At 43.6% G+C, this 21,888-nt stretch carries 24 protein-coding genes; 12 read left to right on the top strand and 12 right to left on the bottom strand.

What is annotated here, in order from left to right; all coding sequences use genetic code 11:
- Positions 1-83: 83 nt before the first annotated feature.
- Positions 84-2,132, bottom strand: a complete 2,049-nt coding sequence (locus tag Q9R21_RS03480) for a site-specific recombinase (protein WP_311203736.1) — start codon at positions 2,130-2,132, stop codon at positions 84-86.
- A gap of 15 nt (positions 2,133-2,147) precedes the next feature.
- Complete coding sequence (sdsA, locus tag Q9R21_RS03475; RefSeq protein ID WP_311203735.1) at positions 2,148-3,125, bottom strand: All-trans-nonaprenyl-diphosphate synthase; 978 nt, start codon at positions 3,123-3,125, stop codon at positions 2,148-2,150.
- Between the two features lie 446 nt (positions 3,126-3,571).
- Between sdsA and rplU the strand changes: the two genes are divergently transcribed.
- From rplU to Q9R21_RS03435, 8 genes are all read left to right on the top strand, one after another.
- Positions 3,572-3,883: a 50S ribosomal protein L21 gene (gene rplU, locus Q9R21_RS03470; protein WP_004280640.1), complete on the top strand. Its 312-nt coding sequence runs from the start codon at positions 3,572-3,574 to the stop codon at positions 3,881-3,883.
- A 19-nt stretch (positions 3,884-3,902) separates the two neighbouring features.
- Positions 3,903-4,157 (top strand): 50S ribosomal protein L27, encoded by a 255-nt coding sequence (gene rpmA, locus Q9R21_RS03465; protein ID WP_004280639.1) that lies wholly within the window; start codon positions 3,903-3,905, stop codon positions 4,155-4,157.
- Positions 4,158-4,403: 246 nt separating this feature from the next.
- A complete protein-coding gene (gene lolA / locus Q9R21_RS03460) occupies positions 4,404-5,099 on the top strand; it encodes an outer membrane lipoprotein chaperone LolA (protein ID WP_004280638.1) in 696 nt (231 codons plus the stop codon).
- A 169-nt stretch (positions 5,100-5,268) separates the two neighbouring features.
- Complete coding sequence (locus Q9R21_RS03455) at positions 5,269-6,018, top strand: RsiV family protein (RefSeq protein WP_311203734.1); 750 nt, start codon at positions 5,269-5,271, stop codon at positions 6,016-6,018.
- A gap of 113 nt (positions 6,019-6,131) precedes the next feature.
- Positions 6,132-7,403, top strand: coding sequence for a serine--tRNA ligase (gene serS / locus Q9R21_RS03450; RefSeq protein ID WP_253146417.1), 1,272 nt, complete (start codon positions 6,132-6,134; stop codon positions 7,401-7,403).
- A 73-nt stretch (positions 7,404-7,476) separates the two neighbouring features.
- Positions 7,477-8,859, top strand: a complete 1,383-nt coding sequence (gene cysG / locus Q9R21_RS03445; protein WP_311203733.1) for a siroheme synthase CysG — start codon at positions 7,477-7,479, stop codon at positions 8,857-8,859.
- A 128-nt stretch (positions 8,860-8,987) separates the two neighbouring features.
- On the top strand, positions 8,988-9,464 hold the full coding sequence (locus Q9R21_RS03440; protein ID WP_004280633.1) for a tRNA (cytidine(34)-2'-O)-methyltransferase: 477 nt from the start codon (positions 8,988-8,990) through the stop codon (positions 9,462-9,464).
- A gap of 89 nt (positions 9,465-9,553) precedes the next feature.
- The gene (locus tag Q9R21_RS03435) at positions 9,554-10,036 is read left to right on the top strand and encodes a hypothetical protein (RefSeq protein WP_004645798.1); all 483 of its coding nucleotides are present in this window, start codon (positions 9,554-9,556) and stop codon (positions 10,034-10,036) included.
- A 68-nt stretch (positions 10,037-10,104) separates the two neighbouring features.
- On the opposite strand, the gene Q9R21_RS03430 is transcribed toward Q9R21_RS03435, so the two are convergent.
- The 6 genes from Q9R21_RS03430 to rpoD all read right to left on the bottom strand — a co-directional run bounded on the left by Q9R21_RS03430 (position 10,105) and on the right by rpoD (position 16,701).
- Complete coding sequence (locus tag Q9R21_RS03430; protein WP_004280630.1) at positions 10,105-11,496, bottom strand: APC family permease; 1,392 nt, start codon at positions 11,494-11,496, stop codon at positions 10,105-10,107.
- Positions 11,497-11,763: 267 nt separating this feature from the next.
- Positions 11,764-12,948: an iron-containing alcohol dehydrogenase gene (locus tag Q9R21_RS03425; protein WP_004280629.1), complete on the bottom strand. Its 1,185-nt coding sequence runs from the start codon at positions 12,946-12,948 to the stop codon at positions 11,764-11,766.
- Position 12,949: 1 nt separating this feature from the next.
- Positions 12,950-13,483: a hypothetical protein gene (locus Q9R21_RS03420; protein WP_311203732.1), complete on the bottom strand. Its 534-nt coding sequence runs from the start codon at positions 13,481-13,483 to the stop codon at positions 12,950-12,952.
- Between the two features lie 74 nt (positions 13,484-13,557).
- Positions 13,558-14,217 (bottom strand): lipoyl(octanoyl) transferase LipB, encoded by a 660-nt coding sequence (lipB, locus tag Q9R21_RS03415; protein WP_004645796.1) that lies wholly within the window; start codon positions 14,215-14,217, stop codon positions 13,558-13,560.
- 149 nt (positions 14,218-14,366) lie between these two features.
- Positions 14,367-14,654, bottom strand: coding sequence for a YbeD family protein (locus tag Q9R21_RS03410; RefSeq protein WP_253112155.1), 288 nt, complete (start codon positions 14,652-14,654; stop codon positions 14,367-14,369).
- A 112-nt stretch (positions 14,655-14,766) separates the two neighbouring features.
- Entirely contained in the window at positions 14,767-16,701 is a 1,935-nt protein-coding gene (gene rpoD, locus Q9R21_RS03405) for an RNA polymerase sigma factor RpoD (protein WP_224215688.1), read from the bottom strand.
- Between the two features lie 350 nt (positions 16,702-17,051).
- Here rpoD and Q9R21_RS03400 point away from each other — a divergent pair, with 350 nt between their 5' ends.
- Positions 17,052-17,258, top strand: coding sequence for a PA3496 family putative envelope integrity protein (locus Q9R21_RS03400; protein ID WP_004280622.1), 207 nt, complete (start codon positions 17,052-17,054; stop codon positions 17,256-17,258).
- 71 nt (positions 17,259-17,329) lie between these two features.
- The gene (locus Q9R21_RS03395; RefSeq protein ID WP_004280621.1) at positions 17,330-17,854 is read left to right on the top strand and encodes a YecA family protein; all 525 of its coding nucleotides are present in this window, start codon (positions 17,330-17,332) and stop codon (positions 17,852-17,854) included.
- Positions 17,855-17,925: 71 nt separating this feature from the next.
- Here the strand turns inward: Q9R21_RS03395 and Q9R21_RS03390 are convergent, their stop codons facing one another.
- The 4 genes from Q9R21_RS03390 to Q9R21_RS03375 all read right to left on the bottom strand — a co-directional run bounded on the left by Q9R21_RS03390 (position 17,926) and on the right by Q9R21_RS03375 (position 20,501).
- A complete protein-coding gene (locus Q9R21_RS03390) occupies positions 17,926-18,351 on the bottom strand; it encodes an ABZJ_00895 family protein (RefSeq protein ID WP_004280620.1) in 426 nt (141 codons plus the stop codon).
- A 27-nt stretch (positions 18,352-18,378) separates the two neighbouring features.
- Positions 18,379-18,996 (bottom strand): DedA family protein, encoded by a 618-nt coding sequence (locus tag Q9R21_RS03385; protein WP_004280619.1) that lies wholly within the window; start codon positions 18,994-18,996, stop codon positions 18,379-18,381.
- Between the two features lie 87 nt (positions 18,997-19,083).
- Entirely contained in the window at positions 19,084-19,362 is a 279-nt protein-coding gene (locus Q9R21_RS03380) for a hypothetical protein (protein WP_004280617.1), read from the bottom strand.
- A gap of 206 nt (positions 19,363-19,568) precedes the next feature.
- Positions 19,569-20,501 carry a rhodanese-related sulfurtransferase gene (locus tag Q9R21_RS03375; RefSeq protein ID WP_311203731.1) on the bottom strand — a complete coding sequence of 311 codons (933 nt, stop codon included), beginning with the start codon at positions 20,499-20,501 and terminating at the stop codon, positions 19,569-19,571.
- A 189-nt stretch (positions 20,502-20,690) separates the two neighbouring features.
- Between Q9R21_RS03375 and Q9R21_RS03370 the strand changes: the two genes are divergently transcribed.
- Positions 20,691-21,179: a DUF1289 domain-containing protein gene (locus Q9R21_RS03370; protein WP_086044935.1), complete on the top strand. Its 489-nt coding sequence runs from the start codon at positions 20,691-20,693 to the stop codon at positions 21,177-21,179.
- Positions 21,180-21,223: 44 nt separating this feature from the next.
- Positions 21,224-21,835 (top strand): LysE family translocator, encoded by a 612-nt coding sequence (locus Q9R21_RS03365; protein WP_086044566.1) that lies wholly within the window; start codon positions 21,224-21,226, stop codon positions 21,833-21,835.
- The last annotated feature ends 53 nt before the right edge of the window (positions 21,836-21,888 follow it).

Below are 21,888 nucleotides of genomic sequence, written 5' to 3'. Positions count from 1 at the left end.
TACACTTTTTTTCAAGTGTGCGTATTTTATGCGAATTCCATTTTTTTCGTAAGGAATTTGTTGCTAAATATAGTGTAATTATCTCAGTTTTGAGTTTTTGTCGATGTATGATTTTCGTCAATTTCAATGCTTTGCTTGGGTGGCCAGAAGAAATCACTAGGTCGGGTCAGGAAGTGCGTCATGACCAGTTTTGCCAAAGGTTTCCACTGTTCAAAACGCACCCGGCGTGCGCGTAAGGCTACAATAATCGTCAGAGTGAAACTGACAAACAAGTTGGTCAGGCCAATGAGTAACACACCCAGAAAAGACACTACGATCAAGCCGATATCGGGACCATTGATCGTAATTAGACCCTGAATAAAGTTGGCAGAGGCAAAGGCGATATGGCGAATATCCAGTGGCAGACCGAGAATAAAACCAAGGGTACCCATACTGCCGAGCATGATCCCGAAAATAAAATTACCCGCCAGTGCACCCAGATTGCGTTCGATATAATCAGCAAAACGGTAAAGACGTTCTTGCCCCATCAGCTGAGATAACCGCACATGGGCTTTCAGGCGCGGACCAACTTTGCGGTAAACGGCCATATTGTCAAAATAACCGGCCAATAATCCGGACAGGAACAGACATACCCCGGCAATCGCTGCATGCGGAATTGCCAACGAAGTAAACGGATTCAGGTCATGCAGGGTTTTGGCAGCCTTGGCATGATTCATTAAAGGTTCATGCAGCGCAAAATCCCACAGCAGGGTAATCAATGCTGCTACGGGAATTGCAATAGAAATATTGCCCAAAATGGCGACAAACTGGGTGCGGATGATATTTACAATCAGCGCAGCCAGCTCGGCAATTTGAGCCATTTTCGAGCCTTTACGCTGCTGTACGGTAGCAGCCAGTGCAGCGGCAGTCATCGCCGGTTGTTTGGTTGCCACGGTAAAATGCAGCACATGAATCAGCATAAAACCTAGTGAATAGTTCATGCTATAGCTAAAGGCCTGCATCAAAGGGGCCATGGTGAGGCGTGTCATCAGAACTTTTAAGGTGGCCATCGTTGCGATGATGGCACCAGCCCCTGCAGCCGATTTATACATGGCCAGAAAGCCTTGCTTGTCGGTACTCACATAATGTTCACCAGTCTTGCTGGCATTTTCAGTTACCTGTAAAGCTAAAAGTTCACTATTGGTAGCCAGCAGGGCCCGCACACTGCGTTCACTATAAATTGCTTCAGTAATGTCCGCCATAAACAGGCCAATGGATTGATAACGCAGATCATCGTCATCCATCACCATATTCAGCAGAATCTCGACCCGTTCCAGACATTGTTCCAGCAGTGCCAGCATATAGGTCAGGCTAACACTGACGCCAGTCCGCTTGGTAGAACGGCGAATCTTAGCCACGACATCATGACATTGCTCCAGCATCACCAGCGCTTGTGACGCATCGGGGGGCGTGATCGAATCGACTAGAGTGACCGTGTTGTAACGTTTTTTATATTCTTGAATAAACTCGTTAATCTCACGATTCTGTACCAGAAAGGGAGATTCATATTCCATCAGTTCAGGCTGGGCATTAATAAATTCAGGGTGCAGACCAATACCACTGATCCGGTAAGACAAAATGGTCAGTGCCTTAATCAGTTGGTCTTTAATTCGGGTTTTTTCAGGCTGATTGGAATGTCCCTGATTCAGGACTGAAAATAAACGTTGCCAGTCATCTTCATCAAAATAATCCAGCCAGTATTTATCGGTACGCTGATAAAAAACCTTGCGGAATAATTCCTGGAGTTGCTGATGGTCGGGAATCAGCGGTAAGACATGTGCGCCAAGGCGCTGATTCAGCTGGTTCCAGAACCCATCCAGAGACAAAATACCGGTATCGGAAAACAGACCGGTCTGTTTATAGCGGTTAATGATCCGCAGGGTAAAGGTTTGAAGCGTGGCAACCGCATTCGGGGTGAGTAATAAAGCCCGGATAAATGCATTGAATTTCGCTTCGATCTCTTCGGTATTTCTGCTGTCTTCAGGTCTGATTCTTTCAACCAGTTCAATCAGAAGATTTTCATCCAGCACCGCCCGAGGTTGTTCAAGCTGGTGTTGCATGTTTTGAAAAAGATCTAGAAAATTAATATGCATAGGCGAGTTTAAAAGTTACTGAATTCGGTGTAGGGCCAGTTTGGCCAGATTAATCAGGGCCTGACGATATTCGGAGTCAGGTAATGCCTGTAAGGCATCAATTGCAATTTCAGTTTCTTCTGTAGCACGTTGACGGCAATAATCCAGCGCACCAGATTCATTGACAATTTGAATGACCTGTTCCAGATGTTCCGTACCGCCAGTCGCAATACTGCGACGGATGATTTCATGTTGCTCACCGGTGGTGTTTTTCAGTGCCGCAATCAATGGCAGGGTCGGTTTACCTTCCATGAGATCATCACCAATATTTTTGCCGAGCGTGTCCGCATCGGAGGTGTAATCTAAAATGTCATCAATAATCTGGAAAGCATTGCCGAAATGTCCGGCAAAGGTTTTTAAAGGCTGACGGAATTCATCTTTATCCGACAAAATGGCAGCACCTTCGGTGGCCAGTTCAAACAGGCGCGAAGTTTTGCCATGAATAATATTCAAATAAGTCGCTTCAGTGGTTTCCGGTTGATGCTGGGATTGTAGTTGCAGCACTTCACCTTCAGCAATTTCACAGGTACCGGTCGAAAAATCTTTGAGCAACACCATGTTGTTCAGATCGACCAGCAAATCAAAAGCACGTGAAATCAGAAAGTCACCGACTAAAACCGCAGTCTGGTTATTCCAGGTCGCATTGGCCGTCGGGCGGCCACGGCGCAGGGCAGACTCATCCACCACATCATCATGCACCAGTGTTGCGGTATGCAGCATCTCAATGATTGCAGCCAGTTTGCGGTGCGGTTCTAAATTTTCAGCACCACACGCCTTGGCGGCCAAAAGGCACATAATCGGGCGCATACGTTTGCCACCCGCTTCTACCACATGTTTGCTGACAGCCATCACTAATGCAACTTTTGAGGTAATTCCTTCATTAATGAATGTGTCCATCGCAGCAAAGTCGTTAGCAACAGGCGCGAGAATGTCTTGCTTAAAGTCGATGGTCATGTGAAAGAAAACCTCTAGTCTGGTAAATCGCTGGGCGTAGTTTAACAATTTATAACATGAGTGAAACCTAAGAAATGCATAAACTCCACTAAAAATCAGCTTTTTATAGATCTTATGTAGATTCGATCCATATTTTGAGCCATAAAAAATCAGGAAAGGTCAGGGGCGTGGCCCTATTCGTCAGGCTGAGTATATTAATCAAACTGGCCGGATTTCTGCTGTATTATTTTGTTGCTGAATATATCTTGAGTATTTGATTTGATAGAAATTATTTAATAGTTAAATAATTAGCGCATCCTGCTCATTATTATTTCAGTAAAATGGCTTGTTGTTTTTTTGAATATCCCTTAAAATCCTCGCCCTTAGATATCCCCCCAGTGGCGTACGTCTTAAGTTCGATATATTCCTTTATCGGCACGACGGCACGGGCTTGTTTGGAGTACATTATGTACGCAGTAATCCAAAGCGGTGGTAAACAGCACCGTGTAGTTGAGGGTGAAACCCTTAAAGTAGAATTATTGAAAGCTGAAACTGGCGCGACTATTACGTTTGATGACGTATTGATGCTTGTTAACGGTGAAAGCATTCAAATCGGTGCTCCAGTTGTTGCTGGTGCTACTGTAACTGCTGAAGTAGTTAGCCATGGTCGTCACGACAAAATCCGCATCATCAAAATGCGTCGTCGTAAACACTACCGTAAACAACAAGGTCACCGTCAATGGTTCACTGAGTTGAAAATTACAGCTATTTCAGGCTAATTACGAGGAGTAAATAGACATGGCAACTAAAAAAGCCGGTGGTTCGACTAAGAACGGTCGTGATTCGAATCCTAAGATGTTAGGTGTTAAAGTTTACGGTGGTCAAACTGTAACTGCAGGTAACATCATCGTTCGTCAACGTGGTACTGAATTCCACGCTGGTCAAAACGTTGGTATGGGTCGTGACCATACATTATTTGCTACTGCTGATGGCGTAGTAAAATTCGAAGTGAAAGGTCAATTCGGCCGTCGCTACGTATCTGTTGACGCGTAATTCGCTGAGATAGAAAAAAGCCCACAGTTATTGTGGGTTTTTTTATGCCTGAAAATTAATGCTTAGATTAAGCGACATTCCATAATGTAAAAATTGTCCTGAAATCTTCATGATGATGAACAAAAAAACCGGTTTCGAATTAATAACAATACAAAAGTTCTTATTTTCTATCATTTTAGCTTTTAATTTTCGTTTAAGATGAACTATCAAATAAATTGCGATCACGCAAAATATAAAGGTGAAATTATGAATATGCTTCGTAAAACCGTCTGTGCTATGGCTCTGGGTGCAGTGACTTTAGCACCGGTGATGAGTACAACCGTGTTTGCTGCACCTGTGGCAGCTTCGGAGCAACAGGCAACAGCCAGTCTGGTCAAGCAGCTCAATCATGTGCGTAGCATGACGGCAAATTTCGAACAAAGCACTAAGGTCACCAATCCGAGAGCGACCCAGAAAAAAGGTTTGACTGCACAACATATGAATCAAACCTTTAAAGGGGTGATGAAAGTCGCGCGTCCGGGTAAATTCTATTGGGAAACGACCGCACCGTCGAAGCAAGTCATTGCAACCACGGGTAAAACCGTATGGATTTATGATCCGGACTTGCAGCAAGCCGTTCGTCAAAGCTTAGATGAGCAGGTTGCCAATACGCCGGCGTTATTGCTGTCAGGAAACACCAGCCAGATTATGCAGTCTTACCGGGTGACTCAGCCAAATAAAGGCAAAACCTATTACACGCTGTATCCTAAAAATACCGATGGTGTGTTTGAAAGCCTGACCATTAGCTTTGGCGCGAACAAAGCACCAAGCTTGATGATCTTGCAGGATTCATTGGGACAAACCACCAATATCAAATTCAGTAATGTAAAAGTAAATAGCAGTATTCCAGCCTCTACCTTTAACTTTACTCCACCAAAAGGTACGGACATTATTGATCAATAAGCATCAATATGAACCAAATAAAAAAGCAACCTTTCGAGGTTGCTTTTTTATTGCCGATCATCAGGATTATTTTGGACAGGCTACAAGGTTCAGCTATATCTAAACAGGAGAGCATCTTAGAATAAATAAAAGTCGAGTCAATGAAATTGTAAAATTTTGGGAGCTCAGGATGAAAATTAATCTATTGAAAACTGCTGAAATTTACGCTGTCTTGTTACTCACTGTGGGTATGATGGGTTGTCAGCCTCACTCCAGCTCAGTGGCAACGCTCGCGCAAACAGATCGGGTTGTGCAAATTGAAGCCAAAACCGTTCCAATTAAAGGGGCAGCCAAAGTGGTGTGTGAAATAGAAGGTTGTGTACGCTTTGATCTACAGACGGTGGACAGCAATATTGACTGGATTAATCAATATTTTATTGAGCGTATTCAGCATACTGAACCTGTTGCATTCACCAAATTCACCCAGAAAAATCCTAAAAAAGCTGATGAGCCGCATTATCTGGATCAGCGCTTTATCAAGGTGGAATTTGTCGATCAGCGTGCTTATCTGGCGACTTTTGCCTTAAAAAGTTCCAATCTGGCAAGGAATAAAAATGCTTCTCTGAAACATGTGGAATATATCAATTTTGATCTAAAACAGAAAAAACGTTTGGCCCTCTCTCAACTATTATTAAATGGCGGTGAGCAGAAACTGCTGAATGCAATGTATCAGGCTAATACTCAATGGCTGAATACGCAAGGGATTCAACAACAGCAGTTAAAATTGAGTGATAACTATTATTTTGATACAACAGGTCTGGTGATGGTGTATCCGGCAGGCGAACTAGCTCCGGCAGCAGCAGGAATGCCTGAATTAAAAGTGTCCTATGCGGATTTAAATGAAGTGATTCAGCCTGAATATTTAGCCATTTTGCAGTAAGAAGCTTCCTAAATATTGTGCTAATAGGACGCAGCCAGGGTCATGGTCACTGTATTTTTTGACGTTAAGAGCTTACACTATAGCCAGTTTTTTTTCTTCTGCAAAGATTGATTATGATCGACCTGAAATTACTCAGAAATAATATTGAGGCTGTAAATGTAGCCTTGGCAAAACGTGGTGTTCAACTCAATGTTGAAGAGTGGGCATCCCTAGAAGCACGCCGTAAAGAGATTCAGTCCAAGACAGAAACCCTGCAAGCTGAACGTAATGCCGGTGCCAAACAAGTCGGTCAAATTAAAAAAGCAGGTGGCGACGCATCTGAAATCATGACACGCATGTCTGCGATTGGTGATGAAATCAAAGCGGCTGAAGCAGCACTGGCTGAACTGCAAGCTGAGCTTGAAGAAAAATTACTGTCTATTCCAAACTTGCCCGATGAAGCTGTGCCTGAAGGTAAAGACGAAAGTGATAACGTGGAAATCCTGAAATGGGGTACACCGCGTGAATTTGATTTCGAAATCAAAGATCATACGGATCTAGGCGAAATGATGGGCGGTCTGGAATTTGAAACCGCGACCAAATTAACCGGTTCACGTTTTAGTGTACTAAAAGGTTCATTAGCACGTTTACAACGTGCCATTACCCAGTTCATGCTAAATACGCATACTGATCAAAATGGTTATACCGAAGCCTATGTGCCTTATCTGGTCAATGCAGATTCATTGCGTGGGACTGGTCAGCTGCCTAAATTTGAAGAAGATCTGTTTAGGCTGCAGGGCGAAAAAGAGTTTTATCTGATTCCAACTGCTGAAGTGCCAGTGACGAATTTCGTACGTGATGAAATTATTGATGCAGACCGTCTGCCATTGAAATATGCAGCGCATACACCATGTTTCCGTAGTGAAGCAGGTTCTTATGGTCGTGATACCCGCGGTTTGATCCGTCAGCACCAATTCGACAAAGTCGAAATGGTTCAGATTGTAAAACCTGAAACTTCGATGCAAGTGCTTGAAGAATTGACTGGCCATGCTGAAGGCATTTTGCAAGCACTCGGACTTCCATATCGTAAAATTTTACTTTGTGGTGGTGACATGGGCTTTGGTGCGACCAAGACTTATGACTTGGAAGTCTGGGTACCAAGCCAAAATACCTACCGTGAAATTTCTTCATGCTCAAACATGGGGGATTTCCAGGCGCGTCGTATGAAAGCGCGTTACCGTGCTGATCAGAAGAAAACTGAATTTGTGCATACCTTGAATGGTTCAGGTCTGGCCGTGGGTCGTACTTTACTTGCAGTGATGGAAAACTATCAACGTGCCGATGGCTCGATTGAGATTCCTGAAGTATTACGTCCATATATGGGTGGTGTGACTTATATCGACTAATTGTCGATCTCAGCATCCCTAAATGTGCATGAAAATTGCATAGACAGTCAGATTTATAATTTTGAGGTAGTTCGTGGATATTTTTCCAATCTCGTTAAAGTTGCAACAGCAACCTTGTCTGATTGTCGGTGGTGGACATATTGCATACCGTAAAGCACTTTTACTTCAAAAAGCAGGTGCGATCATTCATGTGATTGCGCCTGAAATTGAAGAGAGTCTGTTGAGAATTGTGCAAAATAGCCAAGGACAATATGTGCAGGCGGCTTTTCATCCTGAAGTTGCGTTACGTCCATATCGACTGGTTATTGCAGCGACTGACGATGCAGAGACCAATCGTCAGGTCTTTGAACTGTGTGAAGCGGAAAATGTCCTGGTCAATAGCGTTGATGATCCGCCGCATTGCCGGTTTATGGTGCCTGCGATTATTGACCGTTCGCCCTTGGTCATTTCGGTGGCATCGAATGGCACGTCGCCCGTATTGTCGCGGCAGATCCGAACTCAGCTTGAAACGACTATTCCACATGGTATGGGCAAGTTGGCCGAGTTTTCAGGAAAATGGCGCAGTGCGGTTAAGGCTAAAATTGTCAATCCAGATGAACGCCGTATTTTCTGGGAAGATTTATATGCCAGTCCGCTAAAAGAACAGGTGTTCAACGACAATATCGCTGAAGCAGATCGCCTGATCGAGCAAGCATTACAAGAGTGGCAAAAGCCAAAAGGTGAAGTCTACTTGGTCGGTGCGGGTCCGGGTGATCCAGAATTGTTGACCTTAAAAGCCTTGCGTTTGATGCAGCAAGCCGATGTGGTGATTTACGACCGACTGGTTTCAGCGCCAATTATGGATCTATGTCGTCGTGATGCGGAAAAGATCTATGTGGGTAAGGCGCGTTCCAATCATGCGGTTCCGCAAGATGGGATTAATGCTTTATTGGTCAAATATGCCAGTGAAGGAAAGCGGGTTTGCCGTCTGAAAGGTGGTGATCCATTTATATTCGGGCGTGGCGGTGAAGAGATTGAAGAACTATTTGCTGCTGGGATTACTTTTCAGGTGGTTCCAGGTATTACTGCAGCTTCAGGATGTTCAGCCTATGCCGGCATTCCATTAACCCATCGTGATTATGCGCAAAGTGTGCGTTTCCTGACTGGTCACTTAAAAGAAGGTTCGCCAGAATTGCCTTGGAGTGAGTTGGTCTATGAAAACCAGACCTTAGTGCTGTATATGGGGCTGGTGGGACTGGAGAAAATCTGTGCAGAATTAATCGCTCATGGTCAACGAGCCGACATGCCAGTGGCCTTGGTTTCTAAAGGTACGACGCCTGAACAGAAAGTTGTAGTAGGAACGCTTGCTGATATTGCATCCAAAGTGTCCGAACATCAGATTCAAGCCCCGACTTTGACCATTATTGGTGAAGTTGTACGCTTACGTGAACAATTGCAATGGCATGAGCGAGAATAAGCAAAGCACTGCTTTGCCCGAGCGCAAGACGAAGGCTGTGCCTGAAGTAAGAGGATAAGCAAAGCACTGCTTTGCCCGAGCGCAAGACGAATGTCGTGTCTGAATTAAATATATTAAGTGAGTAAGCTGTGATCCACGTTGTTTTATATGAGCCTGAAATTCCTGCAAATACAGGCAATATCATTCGTCTGTGTGCCAATACCGGAGCACAGTTGCATCTGGTCAAGCCGCTGGGTTTTGAACTGGATGACAAAAAACTGAAACGTGCCGGTCTGGATTATCACGAATATGCCAATATGCAGATTTGGGAAAATATCGAAGACTGTCTGGCTGATCTGGCAAGTAAAGGCATTGGTCTGGATGCAATCTATCCATTGACCACCAAAGGTTCTGAAACACCGCATACTTCGGATTTAAACCGTCCTGTGGCCTTGTTAATGGGGCCGGAAACTCGTGGTCTGCCTGAACATGTTCGTCTAATGTTTCCGCAAAAGCACTGGATTCGTTTACCGATGGCAGAGAACTCCCGAAGTTTGAACCTATCGAATGCCACAGCAGTGATTGTGTATGAAGCTTGGCGTCAGCAGGGTTTTAAAACGCTTTAAGCTGATATTTGTAGTAATTCTAAAAGCTGCCTTTGGGTGGCTTTTTTATTTTGTGTAATAAATAGATAAACTGCTTTTCACTTCATTGTATGCTTGAATTTATAACTTCATCAAATATAACAAAAGGTGCAGCCTTGAAGCCTCTATTAAAACTTATCATCGCATGTTGCCTTGGATCTATTGCGGCTTCCGTGAGTGCGGAAGAGGGCAGTGCCGCCACATCGGCAACAAAGGAAGTTCAACCCATTACTCAAGCGGAAATACAGCAGGGTTTGCTCAACATGCAGAAACGCTTAGATACGCGTATTGAAAAATGGGGGCAGAGCCTGAATTCAGATGATTTTCAATGGACTTGGCGGGGGCGTAAATTAAAGCCTGCCAAGCGTGAGGAAGTCTGTGATATTTTTCAAGATGTCGTGGATGAAATGTATCAACTGGCCGTCAAGAATAAAGCCCGTTTAGGTCCGGAAGAGCAAAAGTTATTGTCTAATCGCAGTCTGTTTATTGAGAAACTGGGTTATGAAAATAATCGGGTCAATACCCAGATGGGTTTTGATTGCTATCTGCATTAGTAAAATCAAAACATGACAGACATAAAAAAGGCGCATGAAGCGCCTTTTTTATTTGAAGCAAAACGATATTATTTATCGTCAAATTCATTGTGCTGAGGAGCAGGGTGCTTGAAGCCTTTGGTTTTATAACCTAAGTACAAGATACCGCCAAATGCCCAGATCAGACCGTATTTAAGCGAAGCTTCATCGACTTCTAACCACAATGCAAAGACTGAAATGAAGCCAAGTAAAGGAACCACGACAAAGTTCATGATCTCTTTGGCACTCTTGGTACGACCATCACGTAATGCATAACGTGAAATCACCGATAAGTTGACGAAACTGAATGCCGTTAAGGCACCAAAGCTGATCAATGACACCACAAAATCAAGATCCATAAAGCCAGCGGTTAAAGCCACTGCACCAGCGATCAGGATGTTGTATGAAGGTGTGTAGTTTTTCGGACTAATATGACCGAAGATCTTCTTGTTGATTACGCCATCACGACCCATCACGTACATCAGACGAGATACACCCGCATGTGCTGAAATACCAGAAGCCATGACTGTCACAATTGCGAAGTAAAGTACGACTGTTTTAAACGCCACGCCACCGACAGCTTGTAAAATATCCGGCTGTGTTGCAGCGATATCTTCAAAGTAAGTTTTTGGATCATTCGGGAAGAAGATCTGCATGAAGTAAGTACTGATGATGAAGATGATACCTGCCAATAATGCAGTCAAGAAAATCGCTTTAGGTAAGGTTTTCTCAGTATCTTTGGTTTCTTCAGCCAGAGAACTCAAAGAGTCAAAACCTGTGAATGAGAAGCACAGTAAGGTTGCACCGGTAATCAGGGCAGCAACAGAAGTAAACTCATTCCAGAATGGCTCTAAACTCCACAGTTGATACTTTGCATCGACCAGTGTGCCATCTGCATTTACGCCACCTTCCAAAAGTTGGTAAACCATCCAGGTGAAGTATGCAATGACGCCCAATTGTACGAATACAATCATACTGTTGAAGTTGGCAACAAATCTCGCACCGCGAAGGTTAATCGCAGTCATAAAGGCGGTTAAACCAATGACCCAAACCCAATGGTTCATGTCTGGGAAAAGTGCTTCCAGATAAATCACCGCCAGGATGATATTGACCATTGGCGATAACAGGTAATCCAGCAAGGATGACCAACCCACCATGAAACCTACGTTCGGGTGGATGGATTTTTGCGCATAGGTATAGGCCGAACCCGAAGAAGGGTAGCGACGAATCATATGACCATAGCTCAAGGAGGTTAACAAAATTGCAATCAGTGCAAAAATGTAAGAGGTAGGAACGTGGAAGTTACTTTCTTCAGATACCAGACCAAATGTATCGAACAAGGTCATGGGTTGAATATAAGCTAAACCAATAATAATGATGTGCCAGAGTCCCAGCGTTTTTTGCAGTTTAGCTGCCGATTGAGTCCCAGAGATATTAGTCAACGGCGTTATCCTCTTAATCGTTGATCAAGGATCAGTCATATTTATAAGGATCGTTTGAGACGAACGATCCCCCCTACAGTTTTCTATAAAAGTCCGCCAATCTACTTGAAAAGAACGGCTTTTGCTAGCTATTTTTTTGACTTTTGTCCTGCATAAAATGTGCCATTCAAAAATAGAAATCGAATTTTTTCTTATGCAAGATAAAAGCCTGATGCTTAAAAAAACATCAGGCTAGAATTTCGGCTATATTGGCTTATTTTTCAGTAATTACCAAGCCTTTTTTAAGATAGATTTTAAATCTTCCAGGGTGGCTTCTTTCGGGTTATAAATGATGGAACCATCATTCAGGGCTTTCTCTGCCACTTCATCGAGCTGGGCTTCAGAAATCTTACCGGTTTCACGTAATGTGCGCGGTAATTTGGTGAGACTGTAAATCCGGTCACGCATGGTTAGAATCGTTGCAATAGTTTTGTCAGCACGTAGATGCGCTGGCGTTTGTGCATAAATATCGGCACCCGCCAAAGGCAGGAGCAGATCTGCAATTTTATCGCCATTGACCTCTTTGTTATATTCCAGCACATAAGGTAGGAATAAGTTCATGCATAAACCATGCGGCAGGTGTACCACTGCACCCAATGAGTGCCCCAATGAATGTACAATGCCGACCATCGAGTTGGAAAATGCAATTCCTGCCATGGTCGATGCTTGAGCCAGTTCCAGACGGCCTTGTGCATCGGAAGGATTGTCCAGTACATTAAATAGATGGGTACTGATCTTCTTGACTGCTGCAGTCGCATAAGCATCCGAAATTGGATTGGCTGCCATGCAGGTATAAGCTTCAACCGCATGGGTCATCGCATCCATTGCGGTCATGGCGGTTAAATGCGGCGGCAAGGTCTGGGTCATGCGTGGATCCAGAATTGCAGCATGCGGCATCAGATAATAAGAGGCGAACGGCATTTTGACGTTCTTTTCAGTGTCCGACACGACAGCGACCATGGTCACTTCTGAACCTGTACCAGACGTGGTTGGAATCACAAAAAACGGTTTCAGCGGTTTAGGCAGGTTGTGAGCACCTGAATATTTCAGCAGGTCATCACCGCCTTCAGAGACTAGAATATTGGTTGCCTTAGAGGTATCAATGACTGAACCACCGCCCACAGCAATGATCGCATCACAATGATTTTCGCGATACAGTTTTGCTGCACTGCGTACTGTACCCAAGCTAGAGTCGGGTGGGACGTCATCAAAAATCGCTACAATTGCAGCATCCGCCATTTCAAATGCGGCTTCAATTGGCGCTAGCAGATTGTTGGCGCGTACACCTTTGTCGGTAATGATCAGCGGACGTTTTGCCCCTAAAGTCGCAAGTTCAAACGGAATATGTTCTAACGCGGCATGACCGGCAATTACTTTGACCGGACAGAAAAATTCATAATAAGGTTTAGCCATGTTATACACTCCGTTTCAAATAGGATTGAGCGATTTTCAGATAAATGCTGCTCGCTTCGCTTAGTTTTTCTTTTAGGCTTAGATTGCTTGGATATTCTTTAACTGCCAGTTGTGCCACCATTTTTGGCAAAATCAGTGCTTCCATTTTATTCAGGCAGCGTACCAGACGAATGGCATTGGAAATATCGCCATCAGCAATCATACGGTCATGGGCAAAAGCCTGTGAAGTACTTTCCTGAAAAGAAAACACCAAAAAGGCATGGTGCAGATGTTTAAAGGTAATAATCAAATCAGGTGCTTTTTCCAGATTTTTGACCAGTTCCAGTTGTTTGTCCTCAGTGACCCGCGCCACAAAGGCCGGACCATGCGGAAAGACTTTCATGGAAAGAGTAAAATTTTCTGGAAAATGGGCTACTTCCTGTTTGATTTCTTCATCCACCTGACTTGCCATGACCAGACCTCGGCCAATCACATCCATCATGAATTTGACATAGGCAAGCTGCAAAGCGGGTTTTACGGATTTAGTCGCAATCACGTGATGATCCCTATCTCAATATTATTAGTTTAGAGTAAATACTCTAATTTATTTGGGGTTGAAATGCAAAGGCTTTATCTTTGCTCGACAGTTACTTGCTTAAAGTACCCGCTGTGACGCAAAGTTTCAATAATTTCAGTGCACAACTGGCTGAATTGGGGTGGTTGTTCGAGCAAATCACTCATGCGTACCATTTCCAGTCCTGCATAGCCACAAGGGTTAATGGTATTGAATCCGCTTAGGTCACAATCCAGATTTAGGGACAAACCATGATAGCTACGGCCTTTGCGAATTTTAAAACCAAGTGAGCCAATTTTGCGTTCAGCGACGTAAACCCCGGGGGCATCCGGTTTGGCATAGGCATTAATGCCATATTTTTTTAGCAATTCGATCATCAGGTTTTCAGCATAAGACACCAGCGTGCGCACATTCCAGCCCAGACGATTCAAGTCAAACATGAAGTAAGCCACCAATTGACCGGGACCATGCCAGGTCACCTGACCACCACGATCGGTCTGAATCACCGGAATATTGCTTGGTATTAAAATATGTTCCGGTTTGCCTGCCTGACCTTGAGTCAGTACATCCTGATGTTGCAAAATCCACAATTGATCCGGGCTATGTTCATCACGGGTTTCCGTAAATGTTTTCATTTCCAGAAAACGATCTTCATAAGGTGTGAGGTCGTGATATTGACGAATGATCAGCTCGGGCTTTTGCAGCACATCAGTCACAGGGAGTGTCCTTGGTAATTATAAAAAACTGATCATAATTATAATGACTTCGGCATGAAATAGGGGCGAGATCAGCAATATTTCATGGGTATCTTAGCGCTGCATAGGCATAAAAAACACGCCCGGAAGCGTGTCTTTTGTATTTTCGATTACAGTGCTGTTTTAATCAGCGGGCAAGCGGCCAAATCTGCATATACTGCATGAACCTGTTCCAGTTCCAAAAAGCGCAGTTGTGCGGTAATGGAATGATATTTGCCAGTACGCGATGGCGTAACACTTACGCTATCACCTTCAAAATCTGGAAAATGTTTCAGAAAAATGTCGATGACAGCGTGACGCAATTCATCGCCCGCAAGGCCAATCAGTTTAATTGGATAATCCATAGGGAAAACCCAAAGATGTTCTTGAAGTTCACGAGATGGTGTACGGTCTAACATGGTAGTCCCCTGATTTGAAACGCCTGCAATCATGCAGGCGTTTGGGTCTGTCTTGGCTACTTAAATGGAGACTGATGATCAAATTTCAAGTCTCCAGAATAAGCGTTAAATCTTAATCATTCTCAAGGAATGAACGTAAGTGTTCTGAACGCGATGGATGGCGAAGTTTACGCAGCGCTTTCGCTTCAATCTGACGAATACGTTCACGTGTTACGTCAAACTGTTTGCCCACTTCTTCCAAAGTATGGTCGGTCGGCATGTCGATACCAAAACGCATTTTCAGGACTTTGGCTTCACGTTCAGTCAGGTTTTCCAGAACTTCACGTGTTGCTTCTTTCAGGCCTTCAGACGTTGCAGCATCAATTGGTGACGTGATGTTGCTGTCTTCAATGAAATCACCCAGATGCGAATCTTCATCATCACCGATCGGTGTTTCCATCGAAATCGGTTCTTTGGCGATTTTCAGTACTTTACGTACTTTAACTTCGTCCATTTCCAGACGTTCGCCCAGTTCTTCAGGCGTCGGTTCACGCCCCATTTCCTGTAGAAGCTGACGAGATACACGGTTGATCTTGTTGATCGTTTCAATCATGTGTACCGGAATACGAATGGTACGTGCCTGATCCGCAATCGAACGTGTGATTGCCTGACGAATCCACCAAGTCGCATAAGTCGAGAATTTATAACCACGACGGTATTCAAACTTGTCTACGGCTTTCATCAGACCGATGTTACCTTCCTGAATCAGATCCAGGAATTGCAAGCCACGGTTGGTATATTTCTTCGCAATCGAAATGACCAGACGCAAGTTCGCTTCAACCATTTCTTTCTTGGCACGACGTGCTTTGGCTTCACCGACGGCCATACGTTTGGCAATGTCTTTAATGCCTTTTACATCAAGGCCAAGCTCTTTCTCGATATCGGCAATTTTTTGCTGGAAGGCCAATACGTCTGGACGTACTTTTTCCAGATAAGCTTTCTGGTCTGCAGGTGTTTTTGCGATCTGCTCATCTAACCAGGCTGGATTCGATTCTTGGCCCGGGAAGCTGGTACGGAACTGGGTGCGATCCATACGGCCACGACGTACTGCATAACGCATCACTTCACGTTCTGCACCACGAATTTGATCATGGGTACCACGAATCATTTCAGAAATGATATCAAATAGACGCGGGGTAAATTTGAACATCATGAATACAGTTGCAAGTGCCTGCAAAGCTTCTTCAGCCTGTTTGCTGTCACGACCATGTTTTTCAATAGTTGCTTTGGTATTCAGCCACGCATTTTCCAGTTCAGTAAAACGCGCTTTAGCAATTTCAGGATCTGGACCAGAATCTGCTTCTGATTCATCATCAGAATCTGCTTCTTCTTCCTCTTCATCATCGTCCAGTTTTACATCTTTGGTCGATTTTTTCGAGTCAGTCTCATCTTCAGCAAGAACCGCTTCTTCTTCTAGAACTTCAGGAATTTCTTCATCTGATTCAGGATCTAAATAACCTGATAAAAGGTCAGCAAGACGGCGTTCACCCGCTTCATAATCTTTGTATTCTTGCAGTACCACTTCTACCGCATTCGGCCAGTAAGCAATCGAGTGCAAAACATCACGAATACCTTCTTCGATGCGTTTTGCGATGCTGATTTCGCCTTCACGAGTCAGAAGTTCTACTGTACCCATCTCACGCATATACATACGTACAGGGTCAGTGGTACGACCTGGCTCGTTTTCTACCGAGGCAAGTACGGCTGCAGCTTCTTCTTCTGCAACTTCATCCGCCGCTTCTGCAGTATCTTCGAACATCGTATCATCAGATTCAGGCGCGCGATCATGTACCGGAATACCGACATCATTCAGCATCTGAATGATGTCTTCAATCTGCTCGCTTTCTGTGATGGAGTCCGGCAGATGATCGTTAACCTCAGCGAAGGTTAAATAACCTTGTTCTTTGCCTCGGCTAATCAGAGCCGCTACTTGAGAAGTAGGGGAAGTCATATCGCTCATCTTTTGCTTACTCTTCGTTGAATCTGTGGCAGTAAAAAACCGTACAATGCTGCACGATTTAAGCTCGTTAAATTTAGTGAATAGCCTACATATTTCATCAGGGAATTCAGCATGAAAGCTGTCTGATAAAATATTTAAAATGAAATTCAGTAATTTAAGATGGGGGTGAATTTGTTGTTTTCAAGTTCATCCCATGCGTGTCTGTTTATGACTCAAAAAGGAGAATCAAAAAACATAAGCACGCAGGGTGGATTATATCATGGCACACAATTGAGACAGAAAAAACCCCTAATTACAAATTAAAAATACGAAAATCCAAATAAAACTTGACTTGTTATTTTAGGCACGATAAATAGCGCTTAAATCCTTTTACATTTTTCACTCATGAGGAAGTTTTAGTGTCTTCTACAGATTTTGAACTAGATGATAACTTCGGTGAAGATGATGTTAATTTCGATGAGGCTTCTAGCAAGCTCAGTGCTAAAGAGTCGTTGGAAAAACGTCGTCTGATCGATGATCTGCTGACCCAACGTCGTTTAGAGCGCGAACTCAAAGATTTTGACTATGACTTCGACGATGACGACGATTTTGATGACGAAGATTAATGAATTCGGATTTAGCATAGCCTGAATAAATGCTATGCTAAACCTTTCGGTTTTCTAAGTTTGGATGTTAGATGAGTGCTTTAGATTTAGACCTGTTGAGTGAATATCTAGATGGTGACCAAAATGAACATGGTCTAGATTTCGCGGCAACCCATGGTTTCTTATGTGCTATTGCAGTAGGCCCAAAATTCGACAAATGGTTAGACGAACTTTTTGATAGCAATCAAAAGAAAGTGCCTGCAGAAATCATCACTCAGGTGCAAGCATGGTTAGAGTCTATTCGTCAAAGCTTAGCCAATGAAGAAGGGATTACGTTCCCGTTTGAAATTGAAGAAGCAGATACTGAATCAAGCTTGGGTGACTGGAGTGTGGGCTTTGTAGACGCCATGTTCCTAAACGAAGACGCTTGGTTTACTGAAGAATTTGAAGAACAACTGGTGGATTTAACCCTGCCAATCATGGTCTTCAGTGGCATCGATGATGAAGATCCACAAATGGAAACTTTCCGTCGCAATGGTCAGTTAATGGACGAGCTTGCAGAAGAAATTCCAGAAAACTTAAATGAATTGTATCTGATGTATCACACTCCAGAATAATTCATAAAAAAAGCACCGCAGGGTGCTTTTTTTAGCTTTGGCCTTTTTGCATCTTTGAGATTTACTCGATCCTATTTTCTTTCCATGCCTGTACGCTTCGCCAGACTGTAGCGCGCATAAGCATTGTAGGCGATATGGAACAGTAAGGCATGTAAGGCAATGCTGGCAGCCACCAGAAATGAATTTGTTCCTCTTCCTGTATAGGTGATGGTTCTATAAATTTCATCTGTCTGCGGGTTCATCCAGATGACCACAACTAAAAAGATAAACCCGAATGTCATGGCAATGATGGTGGAGCCCCAGACCAGTTTGCTTTTCTCTTCCTGAGTCGGCAAACGAAGTTCTTTCTTAACAAAGTATCGGGCACTGAGAAAGGCGGAAGCAATCAGGGCAGGAATCAGCAGAATGGCACCCAGATTGAATACATAGATGAGTATGCCTACCAATAGAACCAAGGTCAGATAAACGGTGGCAAAATATTTAAGATAATGCGACATCGTTTTAATCTCCTTAAGGGATCTTCCTCAGGATGGACGATTTTTACGCTGCTGTCTACGGTAGAAAATCCAGATAATAATTACCGCAACAATGGCAATAATCACATAACTGACTTTACTAAAAATTTGCTGCATCAACTGCTGGTTTTCGCCAAAATAAAATCCGACACAAGCCAGAAACGTAGTCCAGATGATGGTTCCAAGTGTGCTATAGAACATAAATTTCCAGAAGGGCATATGACTCATGCCGGCAGGAATGCTGATCAGCGAGCGAACCGCAGGAATCATGCGACCAAAGAACACAATGCGGTGACCATAATGCTCAAACCAGCTCAGTGATTTTTTCACATCCTCTGATTTAATAAATAAATATTTGCCATAACGATCGACAAATTTAAAAATAGAATCATGGTTAAATTTATAGCCAATCCAGTACAGTAAGGCGGCTGCCAGCAGGGAGCCGATACAACCGGACATGATCACCCCGACGAGTATTAACTCGCCCTGAGAGGCTGAATAGCCCGCGGAAGGCATAATAATTTCGGAAGGGATTGGCGGGAAGACATTATCCAGGAACATGAGCAGGGCAATGCCCCAGTAGCCCAGTTGCTCCATAACGGAAATAATCCATTCGGTCAGATTCATATGATTGGCAAAATAAAAAATACTGCCTGTATCCTAAGCAGTATTTTTTGTGCGGTAAAGTCTTGGAATATAAATGATCAGGCAGAATTAGCTATGCGTCAGGGTATAAATATAAACTTTACGTAAGAAATAGGCCAAGCAGATCGGCAAAATACTTAGCAGGATAAAATGCATGATGCTGGTATTGATATGGTAACCAATGAAAAGCGCCAAGATCGCGCCAATAACGGTTCCCAAGATAACGACGAACAGATGTGATTGCTGTTCAAGCTCTTCAGAAATTTGATGAAGCCGTTGCAACTTTATATTTTCTTTTGGTTGAAATTGAACCAGATTGTCTGAATCTCGAGCAAGTGAGCCTGCCATTTTATATTCCTTTTCACTTAAAAATTTCAGTTAATAATGAAAGACTTAGCTTGTAAATCACCGTATCATTAGACTAACAATCTTGTTTGGAAAAAAATGAGGTTCTTGGTAAGGAATTGGTAAGAGTTTTATTGCTGTTGTGATTTTTATGTAAACAAAAAACCCTCCGAAGAGGGTTTTTATATATTTCATTACAAAAGGCCAAATTAGAGGCGTTTGCGTTTTGCTGCTAAAATTTGTGATTGACGCATACGGAAACCTTCTTTTTGTTTCTCCGAGGTTTTGTCAATACAGTACACACAAGAGACACCATGTTCATAACTTGGGAGGGCAACTTCTTCTGGAAGTAAAGGCCAGCCACACGCATGACACTTGGTATTTTGGCCTTCTTCAACACCGTGCGTTACGGCAGTACGACTATCAAACACGAAGCATTCACCTTCCCACATGCTTTCTTCAGCCGGGGTTTCTTCCAGGTATTTTAGAATGCCGCCTTTCAGGTGATACACTTCGGTAAAACCTTCTTGTAGAAGAAGTGAAGTGGATTTTTCACAACGAATACCGCCAGTACAGAACATGGCAATTTTCTTGTCTTTGTGCTGTTCCAGATTATTTTTCACGTATTCAGGGAATTCGCGGAAGCTTTCAGTTTTCGGATCAATCGCGCCTTTGAACGTACCTGCTTTGTATTCGTAATCGTTACGGGTATCAACCAGAATCACGTCATCACGTGCAATCAGTTCGTTCCATTCTTTTGGATCAAGATAGTGACCGACTAAATCACGCGGTTTCACTTCCACGCCTAAAGTCACGATTTCTTTTTTTAATTTAATTTTCATTTTACGGAATGGTTTTTCAGAACTGTCAGATTCTTTGTATTCCATTTCGTTAAAACCTTCATTCAGAAGGAACTGGTGAATTTGATCAATCGATGCACGGTCGCCTGCAACCGTACCGTTAATGCCTTCACCTGCCACAATTAGAGTACCGCAAAGGTTGATGGATTTTACCAGGTCCAGAAGACGTTGCTGAAGATCGGCAGGATCTTGAACTTCTTTGAATTGATAAAGTGCGGCAACAACCCAACCAGTCGTCGCTTGCTGTTCTACAGGTGCAAGCTGTTCTACAGTAGCGTTCATGGAATACTCCAACGTAGCATGATAATTTGAAAGGCGCATATTTTAGCTTGATTCGAGTGAATAAGCGAGTAAAACGCAAGTCTTTTAACAGGCTTCAATTCATGAGGGAGAGCGTGTATAGTCATGCCCGACCCAGGATTTTGTGCAGTGATGCAGATACTGAAAGTTGCAGTATCTTTGGAGTGTGTTTTGAGTTCAGATCGTCGTATTGCGTCTTTAACCCCATGTGCAGGGCGTTGTTCGACCGTATTTGGTGATGCGGTATGTCGTGGTTGCCGCCGTTTTAATCATGAAGTGATTCACTGGAATACGTATAGTGCCGAGCAGCATCGAGCTGTGTGGCAACGCCTGGATGCACAGCTGGATCAGATTCTGGTGCCGCTGTTACCGCATGCCGATCTTGTCAAAGTGCAGGCCTTTGTGCTGTCGAAACGGGTGCGTTTGCGTGATGATGCTTCTAAAGGGCGCAAGCTGTATCATGCTTTAAAGCTCTGTGAAAAAAATCGGCATTTTACCGACGATAGTGGTTTAGGCATCCATTATAAGCAGGTGCGTCCGCTCTGGGACGAGTTTGAGCGCCGGATCTTGGCCTTGGCTACCGCCAGTTATGATCTGGCTTTTCTGCGGGCAGATGGCATCAGTCAGCATCTGATTCAGATGGAAGAAGAGGACGAGTAGGTCCTCTTTTTTTATGCTGACTATATTAGACAAGGAGGAATGGGGTGAATATTACCGAATATCTGCTGTATTGTCTGGCCGTAGTAATCATGATCGCGACGCCCGGACCAGTAATGTTACTGGTCGCTAGTGCTGGGCTCAAAGGCGGCTATAAGCATGCCTTGCAGACTATTTTCGGGACTAACTTTGCCTCACTGGTTCTGATTGGTTTATCCATTCTCAGTCTAAAAGGTCTTCTGGTTGTTAACGAAAATTGGCTGAATGGCATTAAGCTACTTGGCTGTTTGTATATTGCCTGGCTGGGAATTCAGATTTTCAGGGAAGTCTGGCAAGGGCAGGGATCAACTGGACCACAAAACCTGCAGCCCGTACAGGGTGGCTTTCGTACCGGTTTTCTGGTAGGTATTTCTAATCCCAAGGATATTATTTTCTTTGCCGCCTTTTTTCCGCAATTTATAGGCATTAGCCCAAACCTCGATTTAAGCTTGGTGATTCTGACAATTAGCTGGATTGTTCTGGATTTTCTCACCCTGTCACTGGTGTATCTGGGTTTTCAGCGATTATCTCGGTCTCAGCTTTATCCGCATTTACTTGGGCTATGTGGCTTGATCTTGTTAATGGTTGCACTGTATGGGATTTATTCCATCTTCAGTTAATTCAATCAATATATACGACACAAAAAATCCCGGACCAAATGCCGGGATTTTCT

Source organism: Acinetobacter sp. RG5 (assembly GCF_031844265.1).
In the GTDB taxonomy this organism is placed as follows: Bacteria; Pseudomonadota; Gammaproteobacteria; order Pseudomonadales; family Moraxellaceae; genus Acinetobacter.
The sequence above is the reverse complement of the archived record's forward strand: the minus strand, read 5'-3'. Positions and strand labels throughout refer to the sequence as shown.

Bases quoted from the DNA above. Each gene is read 5' to 3' on its own strand.
- Q9R21_RS03480 (WP_311203736.1), bottom strand. From the start codon at position 2,132: ATGCATATTAATTTTCTAGATCTTTTTCAAAACATGCAACACCAGCTT.
- sdsA (WP_311203735.1), bottom strand. From the start codon at position 3,125: ATGACCATCGACTTTAAGCAAGACATTCTCGCGCCTGTTGCTAACGAC.
- rplU (WP_004280640.1), top strand. From the start codon at position 3,572: ATGTACGCAGTAATCCAAAGCGGTGGTAAACAGCACCGTGTAGTTGAG.
- rpmA (WP_004280639.1), top strand. From the start codon at position 3,903: ATGGCAACTAAAAAAGCCGGTGGTTCGACTAAGAACGGTCGTGATTCG.
- lolA (WP_004280638.1), top strand. From the start codon at position 4,404: ATGAATATGCTTCGTAAAACCGTCTGTGCTATGGCTCTGGGTGCAGTG.
- Q9R21_RS03455 (WP_311203734.1), top strand. From the start codon at position 5,269: ATGAAAATTAATCTATTGAAAACTGCTGAAATTTACGCTGTCTTGTTA.
- serS (WP_253146417.1), top strand. From the start codon at position 6,132: ATGATCGACCTGAAATTACTCAGAAATAATATTGAGGCTGTAAATGTA.
- Q9R21_RS03435 (WP_004645798.1), top strand. From the start codon at position 9,554: ATGCTTGAATTTATAACTTCATCAAATATAACAAAAGGTGCAGCCTTG.
- Q9R21_RS03425 (WP_004280629.1), bottom strand. From the start codon at position 12,948: ATGGCTAAACCTTATTATGAATTTTTCTGTCCGGTCAAAGTAATTGCC.
- Q9R21_RS03410 (WP_253112155.1), bottom strand. From the start codon at position 14,654: ATGTTAGACCGTACACCATCTCGTGAACTTCAAGAACATCTTTGGGTT.
- Q9R21_RS03395 (WP_004280621.1), top strand. From the start codon at position 17,330: ATGAGTGCTTTAGATTTAGACCTGTTGAGTGAATATCTAGATGGTGAC.
- Q9R21_RS03390 (WP_004280620.1), bottom strand. From the start codon at position 18,351: ATGTCGCATTATCTTAAATATTTTGCCACCGTTTATCTGACCTTGGTT.
- Q9R21_RS03385 (WP_004280619.1), bottom strand. From the start codon at position 18,996: ATGAATCTGACCGAATGGATTATTTCCGTTATGGAGCAACTGGGCTAC.
- Q9R21_RS03380 (WP_004280617.1), bottom strand. From the start codon at position 19,362: ATGGCAGGCTCACTTGCTCGAGATTCAGACAATCTGGTTCAATTTCAA.
- Q9R21_RS03375 (WP_311203731.1), bottom strand. From the start codon at position 20,501: ATGAACGCTACTGTAGAACAGCTTGCACCTGTAGAACAGCAAGCGACG.